This is a genomic window from Komagataeibacter europaeus (assembly GCF_002173515.1).
Lineage (GTDB): Bacteria > Pseudomonadota > Alphaproteobacteria > Acetobacterales > Acetobacteraceae > Komagataeibacter > Komagataeibacter europaeus.
The window spans coordinates 359,875-374,731 of record NZ_CP021467.1 but is presented as its reverse complement, the minus strand read 5'-3'; the positions used below and the strand labels follow the sequence as shown (position 1 = coordinate 374,731).

The window sequence follows — 14,857 nt, the reverse complement described above, 5'->3', positions numbered from 1 at the left end:
CACAGGCCGCCCCAATTCCGTAATGGAGAACGATCATGCCCCGTGAACCGCATGTTCATGCACAACGTCCCTATCCCCTGCACACACCCGAAGGTCATGCCACCCACACCCCGGATGGCAAGACCACCAGCACCGGCCAGCCCCGCGCGGGCGAGGACGAACCGGAATCCACCCGCGACAATGATGAGCGGGTCGAAGCCACCAGTCACAAGGGGAAACATCAGGACCAGGCCGGATGTGACGAACACGCCACCGATCACGCGCCAGCGAAGGACAACACGCCCGAACAACCATGAATACGCGGTAGCACGCATACGCAGGCGGTCTTTTCCCGGTCCGCCGTCACCGTGCCGTCAGAGTCATGTTGCAGGCAACGGACAGGCGCGCCAGGCACATGGGAAAGGCCCGCGTCGCCAGGATCTGGGGACATTCGGCAAACCGGTTGCGCCGGTTCATGTATTCGTATCCCGCCGCATGGGTTATTTCTTTATCAACTGCGCCTGTATGGCTGGTATTCGCTCTGTTCTGGCAAACAGGATGCAACCTTTCGATCCATGAATGCTTTTGTGGTCAGTCCATCTTCATCAATGAAAGAAGACGATACCATGGCAAAAACAATGCATTATGCCCTGCTGGCGGCAATCATGGCCAGTGCGCCGGTCATGACCCCCATCGTGGCCATGGCACAGACCGATATGGAAACCGTACCTGCGCCAACGGCCGGTTCCGCCGCATCGGAAGTAGGCAAGAACCCGCCTTCCGCCACGTCACGCAACGGCCAGCGGGTGGAACCATCGGACAAGTTGTGGAACAACCCGCGCACCGTGCAGGAACAGCCCGGTACGCAGCCACCAAGCAATGATGAAACGACACACCACAAGCGCATGCGCGACAGTTACGGTCGCAGCAGTCATGGCGGAAACAAGACCCCTTCGCCCGCAGATAGTGGCGAACAGTAACGTATTACTGAAAATACCCCGGTCCGACCGGCAGGGAAACAGGCGACACGGGCCGGGTTTCCCACACGCAAGCCTGATGAGAACGGTCATGTTTACATCTTTCCCCTACACCACCGGCCAGCCACCGCTGCCGCCGCCCGGTCCGTCCCACCCACGCGACTATCCTCCGCCGGGACCACAGGATCCGTTTCCATTTGACACACCGGACCGGCCACCACCCCCGCTTAACAACAACGCCCGCAACAGACTGACAGACGGGCGTTCATACCCGCAAGGAACCATGGCCATGCAGGACAGACCAGATCCCGACAAGGCAAAACCGCAGACTCCTGCTGAAAAACAGGAAGATGAAGGTCGCGACGAAGCACTGGATGAAAGCTTTCCCGCAAGTGATCCCCCCTCACAGGGGCGGACGACGGGGCCAAACAAATAAGGCCGTTACCTGGGCCATCAATCCATATGTCATATTTGCCAATACTGTCGGAGCAGGATGTATTTTCAGAAATAAATACATCCTGCCCCGTTTTTTATAAACGAAGGATAATTGGATAATTCAGTCCAGTACAGATCCTGCAATCATGAAGACGTTTCTGGAGAAGCTTTTGTTCAGAAAGCCCGGAAGGACGCCGCCTTTTAAAAAAAACGCTACCCCCCAAAATATTTATTCTTTCTTATCAACAATTTGTTTCCAGACAGACATGCCAACCCCTCTCAATGACAGGCATATTCAGGGGGAACATCCATCCGGACCGGTCGTTATGACGCCAACAGGTTGCATGCGGGACAACAGCACAAACCATGTCCCCGCAACCTTTTACAGTTGACGGAGAACGATCATGGCCAACCATGTGTCCAATACGGTCCGCACATCAGACAGTACGACGGCAATGCCGGACGCCATGCCCCTTCACGACATGCAAACCGAAACGCAGGCCCATCCCCAGTATGGCCGACTGGCGGGACGGACCATCGCCATTCTTGCCACCAACGGGGTGGAGGAAGTGGAACTGACCGAACCTGTCGCGGCGTTGCGGCAGGCGGGGGCGCAGACCGTCCTTGTCTCCCCCACCCATGGGTCCATCCAGGCCATGGAGGCGGATGTTCACCCCACCCACCGCTATCAGGTCGACCTGCTGGTGGCACAGGCCCATGCGCGCAATTTTGATGGGCTGGTCCTGCCTGGCGGCACCACCAGCCCCGATCACCTGCGCATGGATGACGACGCCGTGCGGTTCGTGCGCGAATTCGTCCAGGCCGACAAACCGATCGCCGCCATCTGTCACGGACCATGGACGCTGATCAATGCCAATGGCGTACGGGGGCACCGGATCACGTCATGGCCCTCCCTGCGCGCGGACCTGACCAATGCAGGCGCGCATTGGGTGGATGAGGAAGTGGTCACCGACGGCACGCTGGTCACATCCCGCAATCCCCATGACCTGAAAGCCTTCTGTCCCGCCATTGTCGCGCTTTTTGCGGCTGCCCACCACCACGCCCCGCAATAGGATGGAAGGGGCAAGGACATGATGGAAAACCGCACTTTCCTGAGATATTATGCGTCCACCATGCTCTGTGCCGGGGCGGTGACGCTGGGGGCCGGATTCATTGCATGGTGGCGCGGGCGCAGGATAGATGAACCGGCCACGGCAGACCCGCCCGCCGCCATGTCGACGAAAAGACCGGTCGAGGATGAACCGGAGGAAACCGATACCACGCGCCACGTCGCGCGCCGGGTCATACAGTATTTTGTCATACCTGTCTGGCTGGCATCGGGTCTGACGGACTGGTGGTGCCACCGCCGGACGGATATCGAACACACCACGGGACTGAAGGAAACCGGCATCCACCTGCTTATGCTGGGGGAAGCGGCGTTTCCGGTTCTGGCCGGGCTGTTTCTGGAAATAGACGCGCCGGTCCTGTCATTCATGATCGCATCATTCTTCGTGCATGAAGCAACAGCCATGTGGGATGTCAGCTATGCCGTGACCCGCCGCGAAGTCCAGCCGATGGAACAGCATGTCCATAGCTTCCTCGAGATGGTTCCGCTGCTGGCCGTCGCCCTGATCGCGGTCCTGCACTGGCCGCAGGTACAGGCGCTGCTGGGCCGCAAGGTCATCCGGTCCAGGCCATTGCGGATGAAGCGCGTGCCGCTGGGGCTGCCCTATGCACTGGGCGCGCTGGGCATGATGGCCGTGTTCGAGGTCCTACCTTATTGCGAGGAAGCCCTGCGCGACTGGAAGGCCAATCCCGGTCGACTGACACCACCTGCGGGCCAGCCAGTTTGAGACGCGATTTGAAAACAGATCACTGATAAAAAATAAACATGTCCGGGCGCTGCCTTAAAAAAGGCGGCGTTCCTCTAAGCCGCCTGAAAAAGCTGCTGACCCGCACCAAATGGCAGGACCATGTGATCCCATACAGATGACAGGCCGCCACAACCCATGCGGGTTGTGGCGAAAACCGTTTCCGGACATGGCCCTGATCATGAAAACCGTGTCGCTACATGAAGCGGTTATTTACCCGTTGCAGCCATGCGCGCGCTTGCATGCGCCCGGCGGTAAAGCCGCGCGACCTGCAGGGCAACGTCATCATGTCCCTTCAGGGTATGGTTATGGAACGCCCGCACGCTGTCATGCGTGGCGTAAAAGCGGCGCGTCTGGCGATCCGCTTCAAGAATGACGGTGCCAAGGAAAGTACCGTCGATTTCGATGATACGTGATTCAAGCATTGAAAAGACTGCCCTTGCATGTCCGCGATGGAATGCGGACGGTTTCCGGCAGAATTTCCACCGGCTGTTTTATGGAATGGTCACCCGCACAATGGGGGCGGTAGCGATGGTGCGACATCGATCAGTGCTACGCATTCGCATGGCTGGCTGGATCATCGATCATCATCCCGCATGATTATTGACGTGTATGGCGTTTCAGTCGGGATCATACACACCCGGCGATATACGTCAACACATAATAACATATATATAGTGGAATAATTTATATATCATAATATGCGACATTTCACATATCGTTAATAAATTATTCCTTTTTAACAGCATGTTATATGCATTTTTTATCCGTTTCCGCGCGGTGGCCAATATGCCTGCATATGGCCGTCCCATCCCGTTCACACGGCCAGGATCGTCGGAACACCCATGCATAATATCATTATTTTTTGTTATATTTTTATATGACAATTTTTATATGCACATTTTTATTGATGTGTTTATATAATCCACATATGAAACAGGATAACTGATTCCCTGAACGTGGACCGGAAAAAAGACCTGCCAGTCCAACATCATGGAACAACCCTGCGCACGGTTTCCTGCCCACCCGCTTCTGCCCATCCAAGGAGACAGGCAATGGCCATTTCACCCGGCTGGAAAGCCCCGGATTTCATGACCGATACCACCATGGGCCCGATCCGTTTCCACGCATGGGGCCATGGGTGCTGGCGCATTGTCCTGACCCATCCGGCAGGTTACAGCACGCAAAGCCTGCGGGCCGGGATACGGTGGGCACGCACCTGCGTGCAGCCCGTGCACCTGCTGGGTCTTTCACCACTACATTCCCCGCGCCTTGCGGATATGCCGTCCCACCCTTCTGCCATCACGTTGCCAGCCATGCCGGATTTCCCGGTCATTCATGATGAAACGGGCCACATTGCCAGTCTGTGGCGGGGTATTGCGGTGGATGTCGGGCCAGAAAACCCGGTACTGGAAGAACATGCGGCGTTCATCATTGATCCCGACAATACGGTTCGCAGCACCCTGCTCCACCCCCCTGCCACCGAGCAGGACTTTGCCACGGTCATACACGTGGCACGCGGGTTTGGTATTGACTGCGCGCCACTCAGGCACATTCCCCGTGCGGCATAGAAAACTCGGGGACGTGAACGGACAGGCTGGTTCACCACGCATACGAGGCAATGCGTGACAGCCTGCAGGCCACCAGCATGTCTCCATGTGCGTACAATCCACTGATCACCCTGCTGAAAGCATGAAGATGCCCCTGCCCCTTTCCACAGATCCGGATCCGATGTTCAGGGCAGTCATGCCGCCATACGCCCCGGACCACGGGACAACCGTGGAAAATGCGCTGGTACAGGCCCTGGCCGGGTTCGCCATTGTCATCGTGCCCGGCCTAGATGGATCGGGGCCGCGTCACTGGCAGTCACGTTGGGAACTGTTCTTACGCCTGCGCGGGATTACGGTGCATCGTGTCCAGCAGGATGACTGGACACGCCCGACCTATCCGGACTGGAAACGGCAACTGCAACAGACCTTACACGCCTGCCATCAACCTGTCATTCTGGTGGCCCATAGTCTGGGCGCCGTACTGAGCGTGCGCATGGCGAGCGAACATGGGCTGGATGGCGTCGCCGGGGCCTTTCTGGTCGCACCGGCGGATATTGACCACCATCATGGCCCCGATTCTGGCCGGGTAGCCAGTTTTGGGCCGCTGCCAGCAACACCGCTGCCGTTCCCTGCCGTGCTTATGGCCAGTCAGGATGATGAATGGCTGTCGATGTCCCGCGCCCGGCATCTGGCCGTGCAATGGCAGGCAACGCTGGTCAACGCAGGCGCGGTGGGTCATATCGGCAATCATGCCCGTGTCGGCCTGTGGCCTGATGGCATGACAGCGCTGGATGGTCTGGCCCGTTCCCTTGCCGTGCAGACCACGTCCCCCCTGTAGATCGTGGCGCACGGATAGAAGGCTGCAGCGATCCGCCCATTCCCGTGCATGACCGTGTGATCTTCCCAAAATAAAATGCTTCAGGTCCCTTCGCATGGACGACCCTTCATGGCATAGACACAATGCAAATGCGTCGCATTTATGTGTCAGACTGTTGGAAAGGGAGGCGTCGTGACCACAGACAGGACAGAAGACCGGACACGCCTGACACGTAACCGCATAGCGGGTATCGTGATTGCCTGTCTGGTTTCATATCCTGTTGCCTGTTTCGTAATGATGGACATTGCGGGCATGTCGGGCGGCAATGCCACTGTCCAGTTGGGCCAGATCATTGCGCTTGCCGGCCTGCCGGTACTGATCGTGCTGTGCTTCAGCGCATATGCTGGCCTGCTGAGCGTATGTGCTGCCGGATGTGTCGCGATCATTGTTGGACTGCTGGTTTCCTGATGCGTGAAACCCTGCGTACCCGCATGGGATGGTTACATGGCTGGGCAGGTTTTGTGGTTGGCCTGCTTGCCGTATGCATTTTCATGACGGGCACCCTGTCGGTGTTCGATACGGAAATCACACGATGGATGCAGCCTGAAAACCAGGTACCGGCCTACACCCCCCTGACCGATACCGCCCTGGATGCCGCATCCAGCCTGATCCATGAACAGCAGGTCCGTGGGGTGTCGGTTTTCCTGACGCTGCCCTCCGCCCGGTCGCCAACCCTTGATGTGCTGCATTATGATGGGCGGCAGTTTGTGGGCACGCTGCTTGACCCCCGCACCGGCATGCCCATCCCGGTCCGCGCCACGATGGGGGGGACTTTCTTCTTCAGTTTCCACTATACCCTGCTGGAAGGGACGACGGGCACCCGTATCGTCAATATTGCTGGCGTTATCCTGCTTGTCGCCATCGGGTCGGGGATTGTCATTCATATCCGTGCGCTTGTTCCCGATATCGTAAGGCTGCGCCTGTCCGCCGCACGCCTGCGCGGATGGCTGGATGCCCACCTGCTGGTCAGCGTGCTGTTCCTGCCCTTCACCATCATGATCATCTATACCGGTGTACTGGTCAATGCAGGCCTGATCCTGCCTGCCACACCGCTGGCAAACCTGCTTGTTCATGAAAAGCCGCCAACGGCCCCTGCATCGGACACCAAGGGCGCGCCGGGTGTTCCGCCCCCCCTGCCGCCGCTTGCCCCGCTTCTTGCAACAGCACGCCACAGCCTGCAGGGACGCGATGCGGGCTTTATCCTTTTTTCCCCTGACCGCCTGAGCGTATACGCCAGTGATGCATCCGGGCCTTTCCTGACCCGCGACCATGCCGATTTCCGCCTGCCGGACGGTCGCCTGCTGGGCATGACGACAACGCCGGGTCGCATCGCCCACACCATGCAGGTCATGCATGGCCTGCATTATGCCCGTTTTGCCACCCCGGGCCTGCGCTGGCTGTATTTCGTATCGGGTCTGTGCGCCACGGCCATGATCGGCAGCGGACTTGTCCTGTTCCTGATGAAACGGCGCAGCAGATCGGGACACCGGATCGGTTTTCGTGTGGCGGAAAGCCTGACCATCAGCACACTGACCGGCCTGCCTGTCAGCATACTGGCATTCCTGTGGTGCAACCGTATGCTACCGACCAGCATGGCAGGCCGGGACCGTGTGGAAATCGGCTGTTTCCTGGGTGCATGGATCCTGTGCGCCAGCCATGCCAGCCTATGTACATCAGGCAGGCGCGTGAACATGGCGTGGAGGTCACAGTTGCGCCTGATTGCGTTACTGGGGGGCGGCCTGCCCGTGCTCGATATCCTGACCGGTCCACGGGCCGTGTACAGCCTGCCTGCCATTCATGCAGCAATAGATGGCACGGGACTGCTTGTGGCGATTATTGTCCTGTATATCCGCCGCAGGCTGAAAGGTGACGGAGAATGATCTTTCCCGCCACCTTCCTGCTCTGGCTCATGGCGTTTTCATGCCATGTACGGCTGCATCCGCACCGTTACGGGTTCGCCACGCTTGCCCCGCATGGACAACGCATGGCGCTTGTCGGCCGGATTGCCGCCCCTGCCGTCGCACTGGTACTGGCGGCCCGGATGGGCGGGGTGACGGGCGTGCTCATATGGTTCGCCAGCCTGTCCATCGCAGGGCTGTGCATAGCCCTGTGGCTGGCGTCACGCCGTCACTGAACGGCAGGAAGGGATGGCTTTACCAGCCACCCCACCCCCAGCCCCCCACGAACCCGCCATAGGGATAGCCATAGTAGCCGGGATAAACGGGGTAACCATAACCGTCATATACATAAGGCGGCGGACCACCATACCATCCCGGGCCACCACCCCAGCCACCGGGACCACGGTCCCAGCCACCACGCGGGCCGCCGCCCCAGCCACCGCCACGGGGACCACCGCCCGGACCGCCGGGACCACCCCGGCCGCCAAATCCTGGTCCACCACCATGGCCACCACCGCCAGGGCCGCCATGGCCGCCGCCACCGGGACCATGCTGTGCATGTGCATGGGATAGCGGCAGAACCGGCGCAGCGGCCAGCACCACGACAGTCAGTGCCATTGTCAGGGATTTCATATGCCTCATTACCCTACTCCTTTTCCCTTAACCTGATATCACGTCACGACAAAACAATGGCGGATTGTCACACTACTGTATCAATATACCGTTTATTCCGGGCAACTGGCATGAAAACCCCGCATGACCACAGATACAGCCAGAGAAAAATGCATATTCCAATAATGATAACGGAAAAAATCCATATTCATGGCGAATTTCCGGTAATGAATATCACATTACATAAATATAATTCATGACGGCAAACAGGGACAGATCCCGTAAAAAGGTAAAGTGCCGGCAGGCAGGATACATAAGCCCGTTGCCCCCGAACGGGTTCCGGATCCCCGACGGATTACGACATGGGTGCATCACGACGATCATGCTGTCCCATGATCCGTTGCGCTGGGCATAACGGCCAACCTGTCCATCCGGCATGATTACGATTTCACGGCATCGTCCCTGATGTCGTTGCGGTCTATCGCGGCAACAGGCCACGGTCGGTTCCGCATACAAGATCCCGGCAGTCATCCCCCCCCCGCCTGATGCCACGGTGACGGTCAATCCCGACCGACATTATCCATGGCGCGGCGAACGGGCTGCCCTGTTAGGCGACAATGCCTGCATCCGTCACGATATGAAACTATCCGCTGGATAATCAGTCAGAACATGACCAGACGGGCAGGTTCCCATCCGGTTGGGGTGATGCGGTTGCAGCCTGCCACAAAGCATGCTGGATCACCCGTGGCGCAAGGGTTCTTTTGGCCGCATTCCCCCGGTCCACCTCAGCACCCTGCATCAAACGGTCCGCCACATCACGAAACAAGGTGCGTGAGGGCCGCCTGCCGCACAGCATGCCTTCGACTTCGGGCACATACCATGGCCTGCTGGCCACACCACCCAGCGCCACCCGGCCGTGCCGGATGATATCGCCATCCATTTCCAGCCCCACCGCAACCGAGACGACGGCAAGCGCCAGGACATTCAGGTCACGTATCTTGAGATAGGTATAATGACTACCGAACGAGATCGGTGGCAGGTCAATCGACAGGACCAGTTCACCGGGCCGCAGGACAGTTTCAAGCCATGGCGTACCGCCCGGCAGGCGATGGTAATCACGCGCGTGGACCCGGCGCGCGCCCTGCGGTCCGTACAGGTTGATCGTGGCGTCCAGCATGGCCAGCACCACGCACATATCGGACGGGAAGGCCGCGATACAGTCAGCACTTGTGCCCAGTATGGCATGGACCCGGTTGCGTGTGCCCCGCGCGGCGCAGCCCGTTCCGGGCGCGCGTTTGTTGCATGCGGCGTTCGTATCATAAAAATAATGGCACCGCGTACGCTGGTTGATATTGCCCCCATTGGTGGCAACGTGGCGGATGCGCGCGCTGGCTCCGGCAAGAAGGGCCGAGGCCAGGATGGGATAGTTCGTGCGTACCAGCGGATGGGCGGCCGTGCGGGCATTGGTCGTCAGCGCCCCAAGCCGCAGCCCCCCACCGGGCAACGGTTCGATGGCGTCAAGCGACAGCGCCTTTATGTTGATGACGTGTTCGGGCCGTTCGACATCCACTTTCATCAGGTCGATCAGGCTGGTCCCACCGGCGAGGTAACGACTATGCGGCGGCGCCCTTACGACAGCCGCCAGCGTATCGGGCCTGCTGTAAAAAAATGCCCTCATGCCATCCCCCTGGGAAAGTCCGGAACCGTTCCAATGCGCCTTCCCAACTTCGGGGCGGCAGCAGGGTTGCCGGTCAGGCCCCTTGCAATCATTCACTTATTCATGAAATGTGCCGGCTTTATGTCTTTCCGTTCCATATCGGCATTCGAACGGCATGTCGCCCGCATCCGCCGCGTATCGAAATCAGGTAGCAGGATCTACGCGGGCTGTGCCTTGCGTGCCGCCAGATAGTCCTGGGTCGTACGGAAACCGGTTTCCTGTGCGTTGAGCAGGCTTTCAAGATGTTCGCGGTTATTGACCAGACCACGTGAAAGGATATGCCCCTGCCCGTCCAGAAGGAAGGCGGATGGCAGCTTGTCCACTTCAAGGATACGGCCAAGGTCCGGGTCGTTGATGAACTTTTCCGGGTCGATATGCTGGCTGCTGACGAAGGCCTGCTGCATCTGTGGCGTATCATCGCCTGCAAAGATCAGATCCAGCTTCTCACGCTGGCAGAACATGCGGGCGATCGGGATCATCTTGCGCGAAATGGGACAGGTCGATGCAACGAACATGACCAGCCGGCCAACGGGCGCGCCCTGTGTCAGCACGACATCGCGGCCCGTGGCCAGGGTATGGAATGCGCGGTCGGGACAACGGTCGCCCGGCTGGGGACCGGCAGCACTGATCAGCGCGCCGACAGGCGGGATTTCACGGAACATCTGCCGGACCTGCCGCAGCAGTTGCCACAGCGTCCATGCCGCCATCAGCAGGACCAGCGTACATATGGAAGATGAAACCACGAGTATTTCCATTGGTCGGCCTGCCACTGCTGTGTGGAATGATGAAGACGCATGGCCCATGCATACATGCACGGGCCGGAATGATCCTACCGCCATCCAGCCGGCATGATCCAGATGGCGGGCCGGTATTTTGCGCCTTTTGAAAATAAACGTGACATATCCGTTACATATGTGCATCCAAGCCATAACGTTTCTTGATCGTTCTATAATGCTGGTATAATCCTTGAATGATTCCTGGATGGGATAACGATTTCATGACTGTAAGTTACAGCGGCGCATGCCGTAACCTGTTTGGCCTTTTTCTGTGTGGACTGGTTGCGTCAACCGCCCTTTCCCCGACCATGGCGGTCGGGGCGGAACCTGTTCTGCAGACGGAACAGAGCGATACCATTACCCTGCCCGCCGCCGGTCCCCATACGATCCTGGTTGAAGACGCCGTTTACAACCATAACAAGGACGGCCGGGTCTATGTGGTGGATGCGGACCATGGCCGGCGTCTGGGCATGGTACAGGCCGCCTACAACGCCAACGTGGCGCAGTCCCCCGACGGGCAGCATTTCTATGTCGCGGAAACGACATGGGCACATGGCAACCGCGGGCAGCGCGATGACCTGCTGGTCCAGTATGACCCGCATACGCTGGCTGTCCTGTCAGATGAAAAACTGCCGGCACGCGCCCTGGTCACGCCCAAGAAAAACGATCTGGCCATCAGTGCCGATGGCAGCCGGGCCTATGTCTATGTCATGAGCCCGACCAACGGCGTGGAAGTGATCGACACGCACAACCATACGGTTGAACAGACGGTTGAGGTTCCCGGCTGCGCACTCGCCTATCCATGGGGCAATAGCGGGTTCTCCTCGCTGTGCGCGGATGGCACGCTGGCCAACGTCTCCATCGGCACGGATGGCAAGGCGTCACTGACCCATTCCGCTCCCTTCTTCGTGCCGGACCGTGATGGCGTGCTGGAACATAGCCCCGGCACGCATGACGGGCATATGTGGTTCATTACCGACAGCGGCATGGTCTATCCCGTCAAGCTGGGTGCGACGGACGAAATCGGCACACCGTGGTCCCTGCAGCAGGGGGCAGGCATGCCGGTTGCATCCGACGCGCGCGCGCCCTTCGACGTGGCATGGCGGCCCGGTGGCTGGCAGCTTGCCGCCCTGCACGCCAGCAGCGGGGAACTGTACGTCCTCATGCACCGGGGTACGTTCTGGACCCACAAGGAAGACGGCACGGAAGTCTGGGTATTCGATACGAATACGCACAAGCGCGTGCGCCGCATTCCCCTGCCCGCCGCCAGCCCGATCGTGGGCGTGACGCAGGATGACCATCCCCTGATGTTCACGTCGGATGAAGCGGGCGATCTTCATATCCTTGATGCCCGTAGCGGCAAGCTGCAGCGCACCATGAAACATCTTGGCACGGATCTGGTCTTCACGGTCGCTCCGGGGGAATAAGAGATGGATATGCTGGTTTTGCAAGGGGCATGCGGCCTCTGTTGCGGACTGGTGGGGGGCATGTTCCTGCTTGCGGGACTGCCTAAGCTTGCGGATCACGACAGCTTCCTTGGGGTCATCGCGTCCTACCGGCTTGTGCCGTCATCACTTGTCACTGTGGTGGCGTGGGGGATCGCACTGGCGGAAACGCTGGCGGCGGTGGCCCTGCTGTCCGGCATGGCGACCCGTCCGGGTGGCCTGCTGTCGCTGGCGCTGATTGCCGTGTTCACGCTGGCGATGGGCATAAACGTCGCCCGTGGCCGCACCGCCCTGTCATGCGGGTGCATGCCCGGCAGCGATGGCGAGCACCTTTCATGGAAGCTGGTCGCCCGCACGGCGCTGTGCGCGCTGCCCGCACTGATGCCCGTATGGATCGCCCTGCCGCAGGCCGCGGTACTGCGTGTCGAAAGCATTGTGGGTGGGGTCTGCCTGTTCATGATGTGGCGGGCGACCCGTGTGCTGGCCCCCACGAATACGGAAGGGCTGTCATCATGATGACATTTCTGGTGATCTGGCAGGTCGCCCTGGCGATTGTGGCGCTCGGGCTGGCTGCGGGCCTGTTCGCGCTGGCCCGCCAGATCGGCATCCTGCACGAACGCCTGGCGCCCATCGGCCCGCAGGCCGCGCATCAGGGACTGGATGTTGGCCAGAGCGTCCCCCGTCTGGTCATGCGCACGCTGGCGGGCGCGCCGTTTGTCATTGGCGGCCCGCTGGATGCGGGTCGGCGGATGATGGTCATATTCGTTGCACCCGACTGTCCCGTATGCAAACGCGTCGTGCCGCTGGCACGTGCGATTGCGGGTGAGCAGGGACTGGATCTGGTGCTGGTGGGCGATGGGGCGGAACCTGAACTGAAGGAAATGGCCGCCCGTCCCGACATGGCGGGGCTTACGCTGGTTACCGGCGTGGAACTGTCGCTGGTGCTGCAGGTCAACCGGTTGCCCACACTGGTCATAATCGATGACCACGCGACCATATTGGCCAAGGATATTGTCAATACGCGCCGGCAGATCGAAGCTGCCGTCCAGTCTTCTGAAGCCGGAGCCAAGAATGCCGGTAACGTCACAAAGGAAATTGCCCATGCTGCCGTCTGACAGGGCTGATAACGAACGTAACGGGTCCCTGATGGACCGCCTGACGGAAAACCTGGTGCGCAGGCTGGCCGGACAGTCATCGCGCCGTGGCGTGCTGGCCCGCCTGGGCGCTGCCATGGCGGCGGTCCCGGCATTTCCGCTGCTGCCGGTGACCCGTGCATCCGCCGCCACCGCCAGCCCGGCGGCCAGGACGGTCAAGGCCCCCAGCCCGTTTGCCGCCCACGCACAGGCCAAGGATGACACGGCATGTGACTACTGGCGTTACTGCGCCATTGACGGCTACCTGTGCACATCATGCGGTGGCGGCATTCACAGCTGCCCGCCCGGCACGGCCCCGTCGCCTACTTCATGGATTGGCAGCTGCTTCAATCCACAGGATGGACGTTCCTACCTGATTGCCTATCGCGACTGCTGTGGTCAGGATGCCTGTGATGAGGTCAACTGCCTGAACACGGATGGTGACCAGCCGTCCTACCGGCCCATGGCCAATAACGACATTATCTGGTGTTTCGGCACGGGAACATCGGAAATGTACAACTGCTCAACCGCCGCAATTATCGGAAGCACGACATGATCAAGAAAACCCTCTCCCTCCTTGCTGTTGCCTGCGGTCTTGTCGCCGGCACCCATGGCGCGCATGCGGCGGAAGACGGACAGCAGCTTTACGGGGCCAATTGCGGCCTGTGCCACCAGGCGGGCGCCACGGGTGTTCCGGGGCAGTTTCCCCCGCTGAAGGGGCGTCTGGACGTCATCGCGGGTTCGCCCGAAGGCAAGACCTATCTTTCGCACCTCGTGCTGAATGGCATGACCGGCAGCATTCAGGCAGGTGGCGCAACCTATATGGGTTACATGCCGTCCTTCCGCGCCATGACGGATGAGCAGCTTGCCGCCATCCTGACCTATGTTTCCCACCTTGGGGGCAATGCGTCGGCGCCGTCCTTCACGGCTGACGAAATCCACGCGGCCCGCGACGCCACCATGCCGCCGACCGCCGTGCTGCAGGAACGCAATGCGCTTAATGACAAGAAAAAGCTGCCTTGAGAAAAGCATTGGCGCGGTCTTTGTGGCCGCGTCACTGTTTGTATCAGGGGGACTACAGGCACGGGCCAACCCTGTGCCTGCCCCCACATTGAACCGGACCCAGACCGCCTACCTGACCCATTGCGGGGGATGCCACGGTATCGAAGGTGTTTCCGGCCCGACTTTCGTACCCATGTTGCGTGATACGGTAGGCACCTTTGCCTGCAGCGAGGAAGGGCGCAGATATCTGGTACAGGTGCCCGGTGTTTCCATGTCGCTGATACGCGATGATCAGGAACTGGCCGATGTCATGAACTTCGTCCTGTTCACACTGGGTGGCAAAAGCACGCCCCCCACCGCAAAACCCTATACCGCTGCCGAAATTCATGAATGGCGACAGTCACCCATGTCCGTTACGGATTTCATGGAACGACGCGCCCATATCCTGCAAAATGCGGTCGCAGCCTGTCAGACCCATAAACCGACGTGATCCTTCCCATCACGCAAGGCAGGCCCTGACATAAAAAAAAGGATATGACCCGTCCGCGGGGCCATATCCTTTTTTTGTTCAAGCCCCCGCCCCGG

General features: G+C 59.7%; 20 protein-coding genes. 16 read left to right on the top strand and 4 right to left on the bottom strand.

What is annotated here, in order from left to right; genetic code table 11:
• Positions 1–35: 35 nt before the first annotated feature.
• The 5 genes from S101446_RS01675 to S101446_RS01660 all read left to right on the top strand — a co-directional run bounded on the left by S101446_RS01675 (position 36) and on the right by S101446_RS01660 (position 3,244).
• The gene (locus S101446_RS01675; RefSeq protein WP_087607402.1) at positions 36–296 is read left to right on the top strand and encodes a hypothetical protein; all 261 of its coding nucleotides are present in this window, start codon (positions 36–38) and stop codon (positions 294–296) included.
• A gap of 309 nt (positions 297–605) precedes the next feature.
• Positions 606–959 (top strand): hypothetical protein, encoded by a 354-nt coding sequence (locus S101446_RS01670; RefSeq protein ID WP_187293517.1) that lies wholly within the window; start codon positions 606–608, stop codon positions 957–959.
• A 280-nt stretch (positions 960–1,239) separates the two neighbouring features.
• Positions 1,240–1,392, top strand: a complete 153-nt coding sequence (locus S101446_RS17565) for a hypothetical protein (protein ID WP_010507412.1) — start codon at positions 1,240–1,242, stop codon at positions 1,390–1,392.
• 403 nt (positions 1,393–1,795) lie between these two features.
• Entirely contained in the window at positions 1,796–2,464 is a 669-nt protein-coding gene (locus S101446_RS01665) for a type 1 glutamine amidotransferase domain-containing protein (RefSeq protein WP_087607401.1), read from the top strand.
• Between the two features lie 18 nt (positions 2,465–2,482).
• Positions 2,483–3,244, top strand: coding sequence for a hypothetical protein (locus S101446_RS01660; RefSeq protein WP_087607400.1), 762 nt, complete (start codon positions 2,483–2,485; stop codon positions 3,242–3,244).
• 227 nt (positions 3,245–3,471) lie between these two features.
• On the opposite strand, the gene S101446_RS01655 is transcribed toward S101446_RS01660, so the two are convergent.
• The gene (locus S101446_RS01655) at positions 3,472–3,687 is read right to left on the bottom strand and encodes a hypothetical protein (protein ID WP_010507407.1); all 216 of its coding nucleotides are present in this window, start codon (positions 3,685–3,687) and stop codon (positions 3,472–3,474) included.
• Between the two features lie 630 nt (positions 3,688–4,317).
• Between S101446_RS01655 and S101446_RS01650 the strand changes: the two genes are divergently transcribed.
• From S101446_RS01650 to S101446_RS01630, 5 genes are all read left to right on the top strand, one after another.
• Positions 4,318–4,833, top strand: a complete 516-nt coding sequence (locus S101446_RS01650; RefSeq protein WP_087607399.1) for a thioredoxin domain-containing protein — start codon at positions 4,318–4,320, stop codon at positions 4,831–4,833.
• Positions 4,834–5,008: 175 nt separating this feature from the next.
• Positions 5,009–5,650, top strand: a complete 642-nt coding sequence (locus S101446_RS01645) for an RBBP9/YdeN family alpha/beta hydrolase (RefSeq protein ID WP_244184377.1) — start codon at positions 5,009–5,011, stop codon at positions 5,648–5,650.
• A gap of 171 nt (positions 5,651–5,821) precedes the next feature.
• Positions 5,822–6,097, top strand: coding sequence for a hypothetical protein (locus tag S101446_RS01640; protein WP_010507404.1), 276 nt, complete (start codon positions 5,822–5,824; stop codon positions 6,095–6,097).
• Complete coding sequence (locus S101446_RS01635; protein ID WP_087607397.1) at positions 6,097–7,569, top strand: PepSY-associated TM helix domain-containing protein; 1,473 nt, start codon at positions 6,097–6,099, stop codon at positions 7,567–7,569. The genes S101446_RS01640 and S101446_RS01635 overlap by 1 nt, the downstream gene beginning before the upstream one ends.
• Positions 7,566–7,823: a hypothetical protein gene (locus tag S101446_RS01630; protein WP_087607396.1), complete on the top strand. Its 258-nt coding sequence runs from the start codon at positions 7,566–7,568 to the stop codon at positions 7,821–7,823. Before S101446_RS01635 ends, S101446_RS01630 begins: the two co-directional genes overlap by 4 nt.
• Before the next feature lie 19 nt (positions 7,824–7,842).
• On the opposite strand, the gene S101446_RS01625 is transcribed toward S101446_RS01630, so the two are convergent.
• The 3 genes from S101446_RS01625 to S101446_RS01605 all read right to left on the bottom strand — a co-directional run bounded on the left by S101446_RS01625 (position 7,843) and on the right by S101446_RS01605 (position 10,671).
• Positions 7,843–8,229 carry a hypothetical protein gene (locus S101446_RS01625; RefSeq protein ID WP_208620541.1) on the bottom strand — a complete coding sequence of 129 codons (387 nt, stop codon included), beginning with the start codon at positions 8,227–8,229 and terminating at the stop codon, positions 7,843–7,845.
• 628 nt (positions 8,230–8,857) lie between these two features.
• Complete coding sequence (locus S101446_RS01610; protein ID WP_087607394.1) at positions 8,858–9,877, bottom strand: FAD binding domain-containing protein; 1,020 nt, start codon at positions 9,875–9,877, stop codon at positions 8,858–8,860.
• Between the two features lie 197 nt (positions 9,878–10,074).
• Positions 10,075–10,671: a thioredoxin domain-containing protein gene (locus S101446_RS01605; RefSeq protein ID WP_019091804.1), complete on the bottom strand. Its 597-nt coding sequence runs from the start codon at positions 10,669–10,671 to the stop codon at positions 10,075–10,077.
• A gap of 242 nt (positions 10,672–10,913) precedes the next feature.
• On the opposite strand from S101446_RS01605, the gene S101446_RS01600 reads away from it, so the two are divergent.
• Genes S101446_RS01600 through S101446_RS01575 form a run of 6 tightly spaced genes read left to right on the top strand, consistent with a single transcriptional unit; the run spans position 10,914 to position 14,762 of the window.
• Entirely contained in the window at positions 10,914–12,119 is a 1,206-nt protein-coding gene (locus tag S101446_RS01600) for an amine dehydrogenase large subunit (protein ID WP_408884628.1), read from the top strand.
• A 3-nt stretch (positions 12,120–12,122) separates the two neighbouring features.
• Positions 12,123–12,653 carry a MauE/DoxX family redox-associated membrane protein gene (locus tag S101446_RS01595; RefSeq protein WP_244184374.1) on the top strand — a complete coding sequence of 177 codons (531 nt, stop codon included), beginning with the start codon at positions 12,123–12,125 and terminating at the stop codon, positions 12,651–12,653.
• Positions 12,650–13,252 carry a thioredoxin domain-containing protein gene (locus S101446_RS01590; protein ID WP_019086062.1) on the top strand — a complete coding sequence of 201 codons (603 nt, stop codon included), beginning with the start codon at positions 12,650–12,652 and terminating at the stop codon, positions 13,250–13,252. The genes S101446_RS01595 and S101446_RS01590 overlap by 4 nt, the downstream gene beginning before the upstream one ends.
• Complete coding sequence (gene mauA / locus S101446_RS01585; RefSeq protein ID WP_053323331.1) at positions 13,239–13,826, top strand: methylamine dehydrogenase (amicyanin) small subunit; 588 nt, start codon at positions 13,239–13,241, stop codon at positions 13,824–13,826. Before S101446_RS01590 ends, mauA begins: the two co-directional genes overlap by 14 nt.
• The gene (locus S101446_RS01580) at positions 13,823–14,293 is read left to right on the top strand and encodes a c-type cytochrome (RefSeq protein ID WP_010507389.1); all 471 of its coding nucleotides are present in this window, start codon (positions 13,823–13,825) and stop codon (positions 14,291–14,293) included. Before mauA ends, S101446_RS01580 begins: the two co-directional genes overlap by 4 nt.
• The gene (locus tag S101446_RS01575; RefSeq protein WP_087607391.1) at positions 14,271–14,762 is read left to right on the top strand and encodes a c-type cytochrome; all 492 of its coding nucleotides are present in this window, start codon (positions 14,271–14,273) and stop codon (positions 14,760–14,762) included. The genes S101446_RS01580 and S101446_RS01575 overlap by 23 nt, the downstream gene beginning before the upstream one ends.
• The last annotated feature ends 95 nt before the right edge of the window (positions 14,763–14,857 follow it).